The organism is Empedobacter sp. UBA7248 (assembly GCF_002472945.1).
Lineage (GTDB): Bacteria > Bacteroidota > Bacteroidia > Flavobacteriales > Weeksellaceae > Empedobacter > Empedobacter falsenii_C.
The window spans coordinates 102,409-116,779 of record NZ_DKSU01000003.1 but is presented as its reverse complement, the minus strand read 5'-3'; the positions used below and the strand labels follow the sequence as shown (position 1 = coordinate 116,779).

Annotated in this window: 16 protein-coding genes and 2 tRNA genes; 8 read left to right on the top strand and 10 right to left on the bottom strand. The window is 33.6% G+C overall.

Annotated features, from left to right (window positions below):
- Window positions 1-4 precede the first annotated feature (4 nt).
- The 5 genes from B4A23_RS01530 to B4A23_RS01510 all read right to left on the bottom strand — a co-directional run bounded on the left by B4A23_RS01530 (window position 5) and on the right by B4A23_RS01510 (window position 3,934).
- Window positions 5-1,237, bottom strand: coding sequence for a hypothetical protein (locus tag B4A23_RS01530; RefSeq protein ID WP_280045751.1), 1,233 nt, complete (start codon window positions 1,235-1,237; stop codon window positions 5-7).
- 429 nt (window positions 1,238-1,666) lie between these two features.
- Window positions 1,667-2,233 carry a pentapeptide repeat-containing protein gene (locus B4A23_RS01525; protein ID WP_291116039.1) on the bottom strand — a complete coding sequence of 189 codons (567 nt, stop codon included), beginning with the start codon at window positions 2,231-2,233 and terminating at the stop codon, window positions 1,667-1,669.
- A gap of 3 nt (window positions 2,234-2,236) precedes the next feature.
- Complete coding sequence (locus tag B4A23_RS01520; RefSeq protein ID WP_038333664.1) at window positions 2,237-2,485, bottom strand: hypothetical protein; 249 nt, start codon at window positions 2,483-2,485, stop codon at window positions 2,237-2,239.
- 2 nt (window positions 2,486-2,487) lie between these two features.
- Complete coding sequence (locus B4A23_RS01515) at window positions 2,488-2,862, bottom strand: VOC family protein (protein ID WP_280045753.1); 375 nt, start codon at window positions 2,860-2,862, stop codon at window positions 2,488-2,490.
- Window positions 2,863-3,019: 157 nt separating this feature from the next.
- Window positions 3,020-3,934 carry an N-acetylmuramoyl-L-alanine amidase gene (locus B4A23_RS01510; RefSeq protein ID WP_280051687.1) on the bottom strand — a complete coding sequence of 305 codons (915 nt, stop codon included), beginning with the start codon at window positions 3,932-3,934 and terminating at the stop codon, window positions 3,020-3,022.
- A gap of 145 nt (window positions 3,935-4,079) precedes the next feature.
- Here B4A23_RS01510 and B4A23_RS01505 point away from each other — a divergent pair.
- The 4 genes from B4A23_RS01505 to B4A23_RS01490 all read left to right on the top strand — a co-directional run bounded on the left by B4A23_RS01505 (window position 4,080) and on the right by B4A23_RS01490 (window position 6,251).
- A tRNA-Ser gene (locus tag B4A23_RS01505) sits at window positions 4,080-4,163 on the top strand.
- Between the two features lie 30 nt (window positions 4,164-4,193).
- A tRNA-Pro gene (locus B4A23_RS01500) sits at window positions 4,194-4,271 on the top strand.
- Between the two features lie 294 nt (window positions 4,272-4,565).
- Window positions 4,566-5,804 carry a site-specific integrase gene (locus tag B4A23_RS01495; RefSeq protein ID WP_291116033.1) on the top strand — a complete coding sequence of 413 codons (1,239 nt, stop codon included), beginning with the start codon at window positions 4,566-4,568 and terminating at the stop codon, window positions 5,802-5,804.
- 171 nt (window positions 5,805-5,975) lie between these two features.
- Complete coding sequence (locus B4A23_RS01490) at window positions 5,976-6,251, top strand: helix-turn-helix domain-containing protein (RefSeq protein WP_291116030.1); 276 nt, start codon at window positions 5,976-5,978, stop codon at window positions 6,249-6,251.
- A gap of 204 nt (window positions 6,252-6,455) precedes the next feature.
- Here the strand turns inward: B4A23_RS01490 and B4A23_RS01485 are convergent, their stop codons facing one another.
- The 5 genes from B4A23_RS01485 to B4A23_RS01465 all read right to left on the bottom strand — a co-directional run bounded on the left by B4A23_RS01485 (window position 6,456) and on the right by B4A23_RS01465 (window position 10,173).
- Window positions 6,456-7,370 (bottom strand): helix-turn-helix domain-containing protein, encoded by a 915-nt coding sequence (locus B4A23_RS01485; RefSeq protein WP_291116027.1) that lies wholly within the window; start codon window positions 7,368-7,370, stop codon window positions 6,456-6,458.
- A gap of 9 nt (window positions 7,371-7,379) precedes the next feature.
- Window positions 7,380-7,643 (bottom strand): Atu4866 domain-containing protein, encoded by a 264-nt coding sequence (locus tag B4A23_RS01480; protein WP_291116024.1) that lies wholly within the window; start codon window positions 7,641-7,643, stop codon window positions 7,380-7,382.
- A 50-nt stretch (window positions 7,644-7,693) separates the two neighbouring features.
- Entirely contained in the window at window positions 7,694-8,533 is an 840-nt protein-coding gene (locus B4A23_RS01475) for an SDR family NAD(P)-dependent oxidoreductase (protein WP_291116021.1), read from the bottom strand.
- 399 nt (window positions 8,534-8,932) lie between these two features.
- On the bottom strand, window positions 8,933-9,451 hold the full coding sequence (locus B4A23_RS01470; protein ID WP_349679933.1) for a GyrI-like domain-containing protein: 519 nt from the start codon (window positions 9,449-9,451) through the stop codon (window positions 8,933-8,935).
- A 14-nt stretch (window positions 9,452-9,465) separates the two neighbouring features.
- The gene (locus B4A23_RS01465; protein WP_291116018.1) at window positions 9,466-10,173 is read right to left on the bottom strand and encodes a helix-turn-helix transcriptional regulator; all 708 of its coding nucleotides are present in this window, start codon (window positions 10,171-10,173) and stop codon (window positions 9,466-9,468) included.
- Between the two features lie 647 nt (window positions 10,174-10,820).
- On the opposite strand from B4A23_RS01465, the gene B4A23_RS01460 reads away from it, so the two are divergent.
- The 4 genes from B4A23_RS01460 (at window position 10,821) to B4A23_RS01445 (ending at window position 14,349) form a co-directional block, all read left to right on the top strand.
- Entirely contained in the window at window positions 10,821-11,213 is a 393-nt protein-coding gene (locus B4A23_RS01460) for a single-stranded DNA-binding protein (protein WP_291116015.1), read from the top strand.
- A 44-nt stretch (window positions 11,214-11,257) separates the two neighbouring features.
- Window positions 11,258-12,331, top strand: a complete 1,074-nt coding sequence (locus B4A23_RS01455) for a DUF932 domain-containing protein (protein WP_291116012.1) — start codon at window positions 11,258-11,260, stop codon at window positions 12,329-12,331.
- A 53-nt stretch (window positions 12,332-12,384) separates the two neighbouring features.
- Window positions 12,385-12,861 carry a hypothetical protein gene (locus B4A23_RS01450; protein ID WP_291116009.1) on the top strand — a complete coding sequence of 159 codons (477 nt, stop codon included), beginning with the start codon at window positions 12,385-12,387 and terminating at the stop codon, window positions 12,859-12,861.
- Window positions 12,862-13,386: 525 nt separating this feature from the next.
- Window positions 13,387-14,349 (top strand): hypothetical protein, encoded by a 963-nt coding sequence (locus B4A23_RS01445; protein WP_291116006.1) that lies wholly within the window; start codon window positions 13,387-13,389, stop codon window positions 14,347-14,349.
- The last annotated feature ends 22 nt before the right edge of the window (window positions 14,350-14,371 follow it).

Below are 14,371 nucleotides of genomic sequence, written 5' to 3'. Positions count from 1 at the left end.
TGTTTTATAATAATATCATTGCTTGTATTGTTATCATGTCGTCCATGTGTTTTGGTTGATCGAAAGATTTTTGATATTCTACAGAAATTTTAGCATTCTGACCATCAATGTACCAGTTTCCACCTAATTTTAATTCGTTTGCAGGCTTTACTAAACCTTTGAAATCTCTGTAAGAATACCCTACATACGGCTGAATTCTATTGCGGAATTTTCCTTCGCCTTCTTTGATGTTTTTAGGCAATAAGTACCCAACATGTCCAGAAAACTGATTTCCATCTCCTACAACATTACCTTGTACATAATTTTCGCCCATGTCAGAGTTTTGATATTTCGCATAAGCTGTTATCGAAGAAGATTTTCCGATTGGCGCATCATAAAAAGCATCAACTGCAAGATGAGTCACATTTTCTCCAATCAAATTATCATTTTCTTTTTTGACAATTGCATTACTCTGATTGAAAAATCCTGCTCCGATATTGAATACTTTTTTAGTTCCTAAATAGGTTCCAACGCGATAAGGTAAGGCATTCGATTCTTGATCTAAGAATTGATAATCAAAATATCCTGAAACGGCATATTTACCTTCTCCAAGTATCGCTTTTCCTAAATATTTTTCTTGTCCGTTTTGTAAAACTGTCGAAGAGTTTCCGTCCAAAGTATTCGTAATAGCATCACTTAATGCTAAACGATAATTTAGTTTTCCAATTCGCCCTTTTGCAAACATGCCCAAATGATTTGAAAATTGATCAGACAAACCAAGTGTAGACCAGTCAGCTCTGTTATTGTCTAGTGTCAACATATTGATAGAACCTTGACCATTTCCACGAGAAATTCCACCAAAATTGTGAACTCCTGCACCAATTGCTAAATTATTTGTTACCTTATATTGTAAAAACATTTCATGCAAGAAAAATGATACATCTGTACTTTTTCCCATCGGAGAAAGATTATTATCATAGATTCCATTTGCACCAAAATGTGTTAAAATCATAAATCGATCATTGATTTGCGAATAGGCGAGAACGCGTGCTCGTTTGATAGAAAATCCATCATTTGCGTGTTTTCCTTCGTAATCCTGAAACCAAGTTTGTCCCCAAAGAATAAATCGGACATATTTACTTCCTTCTGGATTTAACTTAACGACCAAACCGCCATCATATTCAGAAGCGTATTGAGCCTTCAATTCCGTGGCTCCAAAAATGGATAGTAGAGCAAGTGCGACAAAAATTTTTTTCATTTTTTAATAAATGGTGTTAGTTGTACATTATTTGTGATTTTGTGTTGACTTAATAAATAGACTTAAGTTTATCTAAAATAACGTATTGAAAAATAATAATGCTTTTTTTGATAAAGAATTTCTTTTTTATTTTATTAGTGTAAATAATACGCTAATATTTTTTTTAATTTCTTAAAAAAATGTCAAGAAAAATTTTAAGTTGATAATCTGAGTTGGATTTATTTCAGAAAATTTATCAAAAAAAGATGCAATAATAATCTTATTATTTATTAAATCAAGAAATAATTATTGACAAATTGATAAAATATAGAAGTAATTTATTCTAAAATGTTATGATTTAGTAAAATATAATCTGAAATTATTTATTGTGATTAGAATATTATAAGTAGAAAGCATAAAAAAGGTTTCGATTTTGTTCGAAACCTTCTTTTAATCTATTTTAATTCCAAGATAATCTAACAATGCAATACAATTCTCTTTGGAAAACTGAGCACCTTTTAATTCATTATCATTCGGATTTATAGTGAAGTTATAAGCCGTTTTGAAGTTGGCTTGCTTTAAATTGGTCTGATAGAAAATGGCGTGAGCCAAATTGCAGTTCATAAAATAGGCTTGACTGAGATCTGCAAAAGAAAATTCTACATTTTGTAAAGAACAATTGCTAAACTTTGTCTTTTTTAACGGTAATTCATAAAAAGATGAGTCGTTTAACGTACAATTTTCAAATGAAATACTTAATCCAAATTTGTTTGAATTTTCGAGATTGAAACCAATCATTTTACAATTAATAAATTCAACTTGCTGAAAGCTTGTATTTTCTAAAGACGAATTACTCAAATTACATTCGATAAATTGACATTGAATAAATTTGATATCGCTTAAATCTAATCCATTCAAATCACAACTTAAAAACTCACAATTCTCGTATTCACCAGCTATATTTTGATTTTCTGAGAAATTAATTTGTTCAAATTTTTCTTCGAAATGATAATCCATAAGCTATTTTTTTACGATCAAATTTCTTAGGGCTAACCAGAAAATCATCACAATCATGTCAATGTAAATAGTAACTTTTAATTGATCGATTTGCGAACAAAGATTTTTTCCTGTTATAGTAGAAATACAAGTGTCAACTCCGTCGGTTTCATATTTTATACTAACCATAGTGTTAATAATCATGTAAAAAACAACAGGAATAATAAGAATAATTATCGCTAAAATAATGTTGTAATATCGTTTTGAGATCATAATTAATCTTCGAATGTAACTTCTATTTCTTGTCCAAATTGTAAGATATAACCATTGTTGTCGTAGATTGCAAATTCGCGCATATCCCATTCAAAGGTCTCAATTTCATACACAACTTCGCAATCATCTTTCACCTGATTCCACAACTCGTCTATATTGTCTACAACAAAATAAAAAGAACCTGTGAAATTAGCTCGTTCAAAATCTGCTCCTTCATTTGGATAAGCCAACATAATTTCTACATCGTCTTTTTGCAAGCAAGCCCAAATCCAATCTTCATTTTGATCAGCAATTTTAAATCCTAATTTTTTATAGAATTTTGTTGTTTTTTGTAAATCTTTCGTCCAAATTATTGGGCGCAAACTTTTAAAAGCCATGTTATATTATTTTGGATAAAATTACTTCAATTTTTCTTAACTCTCAATTCCATTTTTAATGATAATTATGTTATTTATTCATATTATTTTACCGAAAGTTTATCCCATAAAAAAACTCCTATCAAATAGGAGTTTTATTCTCTAAATCAAAACTGATTTAAGGATTATATTTTTTGTTCAATGCTTTCAAGATTGCCCAAGTTTCAGCATCTACAACTCCATCGTATTTTTCTGGACGGAAATGCATCTGAAATGCCACAATCGCATTCTTAGTTTGTGCATCTATCATTCCATTTGTAGGAACGTTGTACCCATATTTTTTAAGATCAGTTTGCACTTGAGTGATAAAAACTGAACTTGTTGTATCCCAAGGATATTGTTGCATAAATACATACTTGTCTGTATCATCGTACCAAGCACCAACACCGTAATCTGTATATAATTTTTTCCATGGGAAAAGTGGACCCGGATCTGGTTTTCTTCCTGGCGCAACATCAGAATGCCCAATTACGTTAAAAGGGGAAATATTATAACGTTTCACAATATCTTGTGTCAATTCACCTACTTTTTTGATTTGATAATCTGGATAAGGCGTGTAATTTGGATAAGCATCTGTTCCTTTGTTTCCAAGATTCACGATTTCGATACCAATAGAAGAAAAGTTAATATTATCCAATCCTTTCCAACTACTAACACCTGCATGCCATGCACGTTTTGTTTCGTCAACTAAAAGATTAATTGTTTTGTCATCATAATCATTTACCAAATAATGCGCACTTACATCTTTCTGAGTCAATACTTTTAACGATAACTCTGTGTTAATAGCTGTGTAGTGTAACACCAAAAATCGCACACGTTCATCTTGCGAAATAGATGGATAATAATCTGTTGTCACCTTGTACTTGTCAAGCTTTGCAGCTCGAGTCATTTCCGGTTGATCTGTTTTTGAATTAATAATGACTGTGTCACGAATTACTTTTGTAATTGTTTTTGGTGGAACTTTTTTAGTTGCACAACTAGCCAAAATAAAAAAACAAGAAATTGCCGAAAATACTAATCCTTTAAAATTCATTCTTTTAGTTCTAAATAGTCTTTTGAATAGCCAAAATTAAGCCAAATAATTTAATTTTTTTTCTAAAAAGACTTGTTTTGCAATAAAAGTCAATATATATTTGCAACCGCTTTATGAGACTAATCAGTCTTATTTTTAAAAGTTAGGAGAGGTGCCAGAGCGGTAATGGAGCAGATTGCTAATCTGTCATCGGGAAACCGATGCCAGGGTTCGAGTCCCTGTCTCTCCGCTTTTTTAAAGCTTATAATAATACACCATTCGGGGTGTAGCGTAGCCCGGTCATCGCGCCTGCTTTGGGAGCAGGAGGTCGCAGGTTCGAATCCTGCCACCCCGACCACTCTTACTACAAGTAAGGTCAAAAACCCTCAAATTCTATGAATTTGAGGGTTTTTTGTTTTATTTCGTATCAAAATATCCTAAAGAATATCAATGTAAATGTGAGTAAAACGGTGAGTCTTTTTAAGTTTTAAATTTACTCACCGAATAGCTTTTAGTAAACTGTAAATCAGCTGTTTATTTAATTTATTTTGATGCTATTTGTTATTGTTTGACTTCTTTTCTGTGAGCCCATAAATAGTTGAGGCAAAAGAACTGCGCTAAGGAGCATTTGTCGAACTTAAAATAAATGGATATGAAGAGTAGAAACACCTTTGGGATTCAATTTGTATTGCGGTTACCCAAAAACAAAAAAGACGAGATGGCTGTTGTTTATGCACGAATTACAGTAAATGGTCGAAGAGCTGAAATTTCCTTAAAAAGCAAAGTATCGATCAACAATTGGGATGAAGCAAAAGGAAGAGCGAAGGGAAAACGAGATGAAATCATAAAATTGAACAGTCACTTGGAACAAGTGCGTTCATTGATTTTTGATAGCTATCAAGAATTGATACAGCAAAACAAACCAGTTTCGGTGGATGCCGTTAAAGCCAAGTACCTTGGTGAGGATATAGAAGAAACGATGACCTTGTTAAAGATGATTGACTATCATAAGCAAGTAGCTATTGGGAAACTTGCACCAGGCACCATGAAGAACTATTACACGACAGAGAACTATCTCAAAAAGTTTGTTAAACATCAATATAACAAAAGCGATATATCACTGGATGAACTCAACTATAGATTCATTTTGGATTTTGAAAACTTCCTTATTAATTATGAATCGGTTGATCATCATAAATCTCTTAATAATAATGGAGTGATGAAACATATGGAACGTTTGCGAAAAATCGTAAATATGGCTGTTATGATGGACTTACTGGAGAAGGATCCTTTTTCCAAATATAAACTCCACTTTGATAAAGTAGAACGTGGTCATCTTACGAAAGAAGAACTAAAGGTGTTAAGTAAGAAAAGCTTTAAAATTGAGCGATTACAAGCTGTACTTGACATGTTCCTCTTTAGTTGTTATACGGGGCTTGCTTACATTGATATATTCAATCTAACCCAAGAGAATATCGCTAAAGGAATCGACGGTCGGGACTGGTTAATGACCAACCGACAGAAAACAAACACATCAGTTAAGGTTCCTCTCTTGCCTGAGGCTGTTCAATTGATTAAAAAATATAAAGACCATCCTGTAGCTGTAGCAAAAGGCACACTTTTTCCAGTCGTTTCCAATCAGCGTATGAACGGTTATTTAAAAGAAATTGCGGAAATCTGCGGAATCGATAAGAATTTCACATTTCACCTTGCAAGACATACATTTGCTACCACCGTTACTTTGAGTAATGGAGTGCCAATAGAATCTGTAAGTAAAATGCTTGGTCACACTTCTATACGTACTACGCAGATTTACGCAAAGGTGGTGGAACATAAACTGAGTGAAGATATGCAGAATCTAAGGGAGCGAATGGTTGCTAATAATAGATGATTTCTAGAAAGCAAAATACCTTTTAGCGCCAAAGACTACCAATAGACGCCATATTATAAAGCTCAACATAAAAGTTTTGTTCATTTGGATTCATAAGGCATGATTTAGTATAAAATACTTTTTTTCTGCCTTTGTGATATAATTGAGTTTTAATGATAAAAACGAGAACAGATGAAAGTTGAGCTTATTACACGAGAAGATTTGGAGAACTTTAAAAAGGAACTTTTGCAAGAAATTAGAAGAAATACGCCACACCCTAGAAAATCAGCAGAAGAACCAAAGGAATGGTTGAAAAGCTATGAGGTGCGTAAATTATTAGGAATTTCGCCAGGTACACTTCAAAACCTTCGACTAAATGAAACGTTACCCTATACTAAAATAGGTGGTTTAATGTATTATCGTTATGAAGATATTCGGAAATTAATGGATGGAGTTGATGGAAGTTAGAATATTAGAAAGATGAATTAAGCAGGATTTCTAAATCCTGCTTTTTTTATGCCCCTATTTTTCCGTCCTAAAAGCACATTTATTCTTCCACTGTAAATTCATAGCGCATAAAGGAGCTTTTATTGGATATTTTGTTTTAAAAATATGTATTTGAATTATTTGTGAATGAAATGTATTTAAGGTAATAATAGCGTTTACAATTTATCAGTTGAAAAACTGCCTAAATTCCAAAGGTGTTTGCTTTGTTTTTTGTTTAAATAATTTACTAAAGGATTGTGGATGTTCAAATCCCAATTCGTATGCAATCTCACTCACTGACAAATTAGTTGTACTCAATTGCTGTTTGGCATAATCAATCAGTTTGTTTTGAATGTGCTGCTGGGTATTTTGTTTGGTGTGTAAGCGTAAAAGTGTTCCTAAATAATTAGGTGAAATGTTTAGTTTTTCAGCAAAATCAGCTACAGTAGGTATTCCTTTTTCTGCTAATTTGTTGCTTTCAAAATGCTCCGAAAGTAATGTTTCAAACCGCGCTAACAGTTCGTGGTTTGATTTTCTTCGGTTGATAAACTGACGTTCGTAAAAGCGTTCTGCATAAATGAGTAACATTTCGAGTTGAGTAACAATAAGTTCTTGACTATATTTATCCATATTGGATTGATATTCCTGTTCTATTTTCAAAAGAATATCAGCTATAATTTTCTCTTCTTTGTCTGATAGAAAAAGAGCTTCATTTACCGCATATTGAAAAAAATCAAAAGATTTTATTTTTTTTACCAAAGAGGTATTCCAAAGAAAATCGGGATGGATAAGCAATAACCAGCCCGTTGGTTCTGCTATAATATCTTGATTGATTTCTAGATTCAAAAATTGAAGAGGTGAAATAAAAGACAAAACACCCGAATTGAAATCGTACTGTTGTTGTCCGTAATTGAATTTAGCATTGACATTCCGCTTTAATCCAATCGTATAAAAGTTCTGAATCCATTTTACATTCGTATCATCAAAGGGATAGGAAACCCTGCTGTAATCAATCAAACTAATCAACGGATGTTCTGGATTAGGTAGGTTACAGAATGAGTGAAACTGGGCTATTGAATCAAGGCGGAATGTTTTTTCCATAATGCTAATTTAGTTTTTTTCTTTATATAAAATCATCCCAGCGTGATATAAAACACCGTCTTTAAATACACCGTCTGCTGTAAATCCTGTGTCATCTTTGTAATCAATATGATTGCCAGAAATTTTATAATTACCCTGATAAGCACTTTTTTGGTTTCCACGTGCTTCGTCATATCGGTTATTGGGTAGTAATTCGTGTCGAATATAACCATCTTTCGTTACCCACATACCGATATAATCTTTTGTTTCTTCTATTGTTTTATTTTGTTCCATTGGTATTTATTTAATATTTATACAACCTATGATTAAGAAAATAATCGATATTAAAATGCCGTAGAAAGCGTGTGTTTTTTCCATTGTTCAACATCGTTTGTCATGATTTCAATTTTTCTTTTCAGAATGTCGTAAGCATCATTGCCTAACAACAAGTGTACAGGAGGATTTTTTTCTTGACTGATCGCAATCAATACATCCGCAGCTTTTTCGGGATCATTGGGCTGATTACCACTGATGCTTTCAAGATGTGCCTGTTCGGATTGTCGAGCGGTTTCATACTCCTGCATCGGCAAATCCGGTGTTTTTACAGAACCTTTAGAGAGAAAATCCGTTCTAAAATAACCCGGGTAAACTACTGTAGCGTTTATCCCAAATATTTTTGCCTCTTCGGCTAATGCTTCGGTAAATCCTGCAACAGCAAATTTTGTAGCACAATAAATACCCCAACCAGGAAAACCAGCAAAAACACCACCTACCGATGAAACATTAAAGATATGTCCTGATTTTTGCTTTCTTAAATAAGGCATTGCATTTCTAACAACATTCAACGTTCCAAAAACGTTAATCTCAAAGTTTCCTCTTGCTTCATCATCAGTCAGTTCTTCCAATGTCCCAATTTGACCATAACCAGCATTGTTCACAACGACATCAATTCTACCAAAATGCGCGATACTCTTTTCAATGGCAGTTTTTACATCATTGTTGTCCGCTAAATTGACCGCAAGCGGCAAAAAGAGAGCGGTGGTGCTTCCGATTTCTTTTTCTAGGAATTCTAGAGTACGTGTAGTAGCCACAACACGATAGCCATGTTGTAATAATTTCTTCGCTAAAATTAGGCCTAGTCCTTTTGATGCACCAGTTACAAACCATACTTTTTTTGCTTCCATTTTTTACTTGTTTTAGTTTATGATGCAAAATTGAATAATTGCGAAACGGCTATAGTAGCTAAATCAATGAATATTGTAGTTAAATCGTGTTTTTATATTATTTAATTGGTGTAAGTACATTCCACTTTTTAGGAAAAACCTTGGAAACAATCTCTACAAAAATGCAGTAATCTTAACGTTCCTGATTCTTTTATACCCCTATTTTTATCCTCAAAGTACATTTATTTACCCTTTGCTAATCCCACCGCACATAAAAGAGCTTTGAATTGATTTTTGATTAAGAGTGTTGAAGCAAATCCCTTCCTGTTTCCTTTTCATTATTTTCTTCAACACCCTTACTATCGGTTCTTAAACCGATCGATTTAAGAAGGAGAACTAAGTTTGGTTTTAAGGGCTTATTTACTCAGTAACCGAAAGATAAGTTTCCACTTCCGCATCATTTCCGTGATAATATTTTTTGCCATGGATTGTAAAATCAGATTTGTAAGCGCGTTTTGAATTTAATTCTTTATCAGCCCATATTTCCAGCCAAGTGTTTCCGACAGCTTCGGGCATCTTTCCTTTTGATACAAGTTTCTGGTACGTGCAAGTTTCTATTTCGAGACCGACAAATCCATCGGGAATTATAGCCAATGAACTTACAGGCAGACCAATAATGGTGGTGTAAGCACCAGTGAAATCAGTTTCATAATCTGTATAAACAGCATAAATTTCATCACTAATCACATTAGGTATTTGACTTTGAATATCTTCCTTCCAGAATTTTTGCCATAATACTTCAATGTCAATTGCCGATTGTCCATTTGTATTAATTGTACGAGTTGAAATTCCAATGATCTGAAATTTTTGAATGGTTTGATTGTTCATTTTGTTCTTTATTTTTAAATGCACTACAAAAATAAAACACAACTGTGACAACCCTATGGCAAGGGTTAATCACATTTTTTTAATGTCATTTCAATATATTCTTCAAACGTGATTTTATGTTTTTCAAAAGAATCAGTTAACACGAGTAAACTCTTAATACGATCGAGTCGAAATGACCTGTAATCCTTACGTAGACGACAAAATGCAATCAATAACCAATTCTCTTGCGTGGTATAAATAGCAAACGGTTCTATGGTTCGTTGGGTTGTTTCATCATTATATGGTGAATGATATTGAATCTGAACAAGATTAAAATTCGTTAATGCCAGTTGTAAAATCGACAGATTATTACTGGTACGACTATTTTCTAAATTCTGCGCAGACAAAATTCTTTCCGAAAGCAAATTGGCTTTATCTTTTGTGTTATTCCGTAAGACAGCTTTTATCTTATGGATAGCATCTGTATAATCCTTTACCAATGAAGCATCTTTGTTCTTTCGTACCAATTGTTCGGCCGTAATTAAAGCATTGGCTTCGTTTTCAGTAAACATAACAGGAGGAATTCGGTATCCTTCCATTAATGTGTAGCCTTTTCCTTCCTCCGTCAATACCGGAACACCAGCTTGTTCCAAAGTTCTAATATCCCTATAAATGGTTCGTTTACTTATTTCGAATTTCTCTGCAAGTTCATTCGCCGTTAGAAGTCTTTTAGACTGTAATTGAATTAAAATGGAGGTTAATCTAGTTAGTCTTTTTGTATCCTTATCTGTCATTAATTGTTACGTGTTGAGAGCTCATTCTTTACTTCAAATTTACGAAATTATTCACTTGTAGGCTCTATGAAATAACATCGCTTATGATTGTTGTAAAGGAATAAATTTAAATCAAGTCAAAAGAGAAATAGCTGAGTTATGCAGGATTTCGGAATCCTGCTTTTTTTATGTCCTTATTTTTTATAAACAAAAGCACATTTACATTCCCCTCGCAAATCCCTCGCTGTAAAAGAGCTTTTGGCTATTTCTTAAATAGAAACTTGAAAAAAGAATCTCCTCTCTATTTTAGTAAGACATCCTTTTTTCAAACTTCTCTTGTAGGTTTTCACAGCCTACTATTATCCCACAAAATTAAGAACAGAATATTTCCATAATCAACCGATAAAAAGGCAGCCAAAGTACGGCGGTCACCCCACGCTCTAGTCCAACCAAAAGACTACGGCATAAACGGTTTCCTCCCTAAAGGTACCCTCCAATTATTCCGTTTCCTTTTGGCTTTTTCTATTGACCGCCTTGATCGTCTGCTTTCTTTTTTCCGGTTTTTCTTTTGGAAAAATTTATGCGAAGCAAGGCGAGCGACATCAAAAGTAAGCAGGTGACAAGAAAAGCGAACATAACAAATTGTACAATTTTAAAAAGGAACGATTATGAACATTATCGGACGATTGACGAGGGATGCGGAAGTACGCACCACGTCACAAGACAAACAGGTAGTAAGTTTTTCAGTAGCTACTAATGAAAGCTATCGAAACAAACAAGGCGAACGCATAGAGCAAACGACTTATTTCGATTGTGCCTATTGGATTTCTGCCAAGGTTGCAACGCTATTGACTAAAGGTACTTTAGTAGAACTTACAGGCAGGGTAAGCACTAGAGCGTGGACAGGGAATGACGGAGAACCAAGGGCAGGATTAAATTTCCATACTTCAAACATCAAGTTTCACGGAGGTATCAAAAGAAACGAAACTGTACAAGCTTCTACAAAATTTACGAGTATCAAGGTTACAGCAGAAGGAACGGAGGACGACCTCCCATTTTAAACACAAATATTCAATCATTTTTTAACATCATAATTTTAGAAATCATGGCACATAATATCAATTTTAACGAGAAAACAGGACGTTATTCATTTTTTAGCGTACAACAAAAAGCATGGCACGGATTGGGGCAAATTGTAGAGCAATACCCGACAAGTGCAGAAGCAATTAAACATGCGGGTTTAGATTACGAAGTTGTAAAATCGCCACTATTTACCAAAGGTTCGGGAATTATTGAAACGGCACAAGGTATCGAAATAGGCAGTAACGAATTGGAAGTACCTAACTACTTTGCTAATATTCGTACCGATAATAATGCCGTATTGGGTGTGGTCGGTAAAGATTACCATATCGTACAAAATAGAGAAGCTTTTAATTTTTTCGACGCTATTGTAGGTGGTGGCGATGGTATTCTGTACGAAACAGCAGGAGCGTTAGGAAATGGAGAACGTATATTTATTACAGCCAAATTGCCCGATTATATTCGTGTGGGCAATGGCGATGACGTAACCGAAAAATATATTTTCCTCACAACCTCGCACGATGGTAGCGGAAGTATTACAGCAGCGTTTACACCAATTCGTATTGTTTGCCAAAATACTCTAAACGCTTCTTTACGCAATATGACGAATGTTGTGCGTATCAAACACACTTCTGGAGCAAAACAACGTATTGAGAATGCTCATAAAATTATGGGATTGGCTAATACGCTAAGTACACAGCTAGAAAGTATCTTCAATGGTTGGACAAAGGTAAAAGTAACAGACCAAGAGGTTAAAAAGTTAATCCAGTTGGCACTTTGTCCGAATAAAGAAACATTGGATTTACTGCAAAAAGGTGCTGAAGACGAGATGTCAACCGTTTTTAAAAATGTTGTTGAAGATGCTTTTGCTTATGCGATGATAAGTGATACACAGCAAATGGAAACGACCAAAGGCACTTTGTTTGGAGCGTACAATGCCGTAACAGGCTACTATCAAAACGTAAGGAATTACAAAAATGATGAAGCCAAACTGCAAAGTATTGTATTGGGTGGAACGGCTCAACTCAAATCACAGAAAGCATTCGATTTATGTACCTCTTTTGCGACAGATGGTGCGGATATTCTAAACTTAATTTAATAAATCAACAGGCTACCACTTTAATCGGTGGTAGCCTACTAAAATCAAATAGTATGGCAAATTGGTGCAGTAATACGATAGTTTTTGAGGGAAACGAGGAAGCTATCAAACAGATAGAACAGCTTTTCCGAACAATGAGAAGCAAGGAAGAAAAAACAAACCAAGGGCAATTACCTGATTTTGTCACCGATGAAAATGGTGGTTACTTTTTTAATATCTATTCGAATGAAGGCGACACAGGTATTTTTCAATACGAAACAAAATGGTCACCCAATATTGAAATTGTTCAAAAGATAGCAGCCTACTACCAGGTGAATTTTGTACAGGATTATGAGGAAATAAGTAATCTTGTATATGGTAGAGTAACATTTTCGGACAAGCTACTCACAGATATTTATTTGGATGATGAAGATTTTGAACAATATCAGTTTGATGAAGAAACAGATACCTACTCTTTTGAGGGTGAAATCTATGACAGTGATTGTGAAATATTAGAAACGTTATTGGAAAGAAAAATTTGCCAGCCCTAAAGTATTAGGACTGGCGGCGAAAAGACGAATCCTTCCTTTGGTCGGAACCGTCTTTTCGTTTTTAATCGGAGCAACCACTTTGCAAAATGCTCCGCATAAAGCAAACAACTTGCGAAATATTTTGACGGATTTGTGAATCCGTATTTTTGAATAGGATTTGGGAAGTTAAAAAACAATTTCTTCCGATGGTCAAAAACGTTTTTTTACTAAATATGGTGCAACCACTTTGATAAATTGTTTACTTCGTCATTTTATCAAAATAGGTTGCGAAATATTTTCGTGGGATATTCGGTATCCCAATATTTGATTTTGAATTTACATCTTTTCTTTTCACACAGCGACCAAAGAAAAGAAGCAAAAGAACGTCGCTTTATTGATAACGTATTTTTAAATGATACCTGTTAAAGTGGTTCTTAAATTCATTAACTTAGTTTACGATTATAAAAATGAATTAATTGCGACTTTACTAAATACGAGTTGAGCATATTTAAGAATTATAAATAAGGATAAATGAGGACTCAGCATATGAATGAATTTACAAAAATACTAATGGGAAATAGTACCCCAATTGAAAAGAAAGGTAGAATGTTTATTTATGGAATTAACAACAGAGTTGAGGCAAGCCTTGAATTTATTAAAACGAAATATAAAAATTACCCTGAATTAGAACTTGCGATTGATTACATAGAATATTTTCATTCAGAAACGATTATAGCAGAAATTAGTCAATTGGAGAAACTTGGATATTATCCATCTACCGAAACTGAAATGGAACTTGATCATTCCATAAAACACGCATTGATTGGTTCATATAAATCGTCGTTTTCAGATTTAAGAAGAGCTTTAGAGTTAACGGTTACAGCTGTTTATTTATCATCAGAGGGAGTTGATAAGCAAAAAGCTGTCCAATGGATTATGTCGATTGAAGATACTCCTGGGTTTTCAAATGTTCTGAGTAAATTGATTAAAAATGGACGATTTAAAGATATAAATGAGAAATGTGAATGGAAGACTAATCTTCAAAAATTATATTGGCTGTTGTCTGATTTTAGTCATAATAAAGGACAATTGAAAGGGTATAGGGAATTAAACAATACAAATTTCTTTTCGGCAGGAACTTCTATGCCAACAATTAAAACTGATACTTTAAGATTATTTTGTGATTTATACATTAAGACTGTTAAAGAGATTGTTGCTTTACAATCCTTATATAACCCTGTGATTTTAATAGGAGTACCTTTTGAAGAGAAGTTTGGTATAGAAGGACCTATGTCAGGATATTTAAATGATATACAATCTGGAATGGTAAATAGTTTAATACCATTAGAATATAAGGAATATTTTAATCAGGTAATTGAGAATGATGAAGAAATAAAATCTGTAATCAACTATTTTAATTTATTACCTGACTTAACTGAGGAAGATTTAAAGGAACAAGCAAAACGACAGGATGTTTTTTTTAACGAAATGAAAAGCAAGAAGAAATAAGATCTAGCCGTTAACATGGTTT

Excerpts from the sequence above, each read along its gene's own strand:
- B4A23_RS01445 (WP_291116006.1), top strand. The coding sequence starts at position 13,387 with ATGAATGAATTTACAAAAATACTAATGGGAAATAGTACCCCAATTGAA.
- B4A23_RS01460 (WP_291116015.1), top strand. The coding sequence starts at position 10,821 with ATGAACATTATCGGACGATTGACGAGGGATGCGGAAGTACGCACCACG.
- B4A23_RS01510 (WP_280051687.1), bottom strand. The coding sequence starts at position 3,934 with ATGAATTTTAAAGGATTAGTATTTTCGGCAATTTCTTGTTTTTTTATT.
- B4A23_RS01455 (WP_291116012.1), top strand. The coding sequence starts at position 11,258 with ATGGCACATAATATCAATTTTAACGAGAAAACAGGACGTTATTCATTT.
- B4A23_RS01520 (WP_038333664.1), bottom strand. The coding sequence starts at position 2,485 with ATGATCTCAAAACGATATTACAACATTATTTTAGCGATAATTATTCTT.
- B4A23_RS01485 (WP_291116027.1), bottom strand. The coding sequence starts at position 7,370 with ATGGAAAAAACATTCCGCCTTGATTCAATAGCCCAGTTTCACTCATTC.
- B4A23_RS01465 (WP_291116018.1), bottom strand. The coding sequence starts at position 10,173 with ATGACAGATAAGGATACAAAAAGACTAACTAGATTAACCTCCATTTTA.
- B4A23_RS01515 (WP_280045753.1), bottom strand. The coding sequence starts at position 2,862 with ATGGCTTTTAAAAGTTTGCGCCCAATAATTTGGACGAAAGATTTACAA.
- B4A23_RS01490 (WP_291116030.1), top strand. The coding sequence starts at position 5,976 with ATGAAAGTTGAGCTTATTACACGAGAAGATTTGGAGAACTTTAAAAAG.
- B4A23_RS01480 (WP_291116024.1), bottom strand. The coding sequence starts at position 7,643 with ATGGAACAAAATAAAACAATAGAAGAAACAAAAGATTATATCGGTATG.
- B4A23_RS01475 (WP_291116021.1), bottom strand. The coding sequence starts at position 8,533 with ATGGAAGCAAAAAAAGTATGGTTTGTAACTGGTGCATCAAAAGGACTA.
- B4A23_RS01530 (WP_280045751.1), bottom strand. The coding sequence starts at position 1,237 with ATGAAAAAAATTTTTGTCGCACTTGCTCTACTATCCATTTTTGGAGCC.
- B4A23_RS01495 (WP_291116033.1), top strand. The coding sequence starts at position 4,566 with ATGAAGAGTAGAAACACCTTTGGGATTCAATTTGTATTGCGGTTACCC.
- B4A23_RS01450 (WP_291116009.1), top strand. The coding sequence starts at position 12,385 with ATGGCAAATTGGTGCAGTAATACGATAGTTTTTGAGGGAAACGAGGAA.
- B4A23_RS01525 (WP_291116039.1), bottom strand. The coding sequence starts at position 2,233 with ATGGATTATCATTTCGAAGAAAAATTTGAACAAATTAATTTCTCAGAA.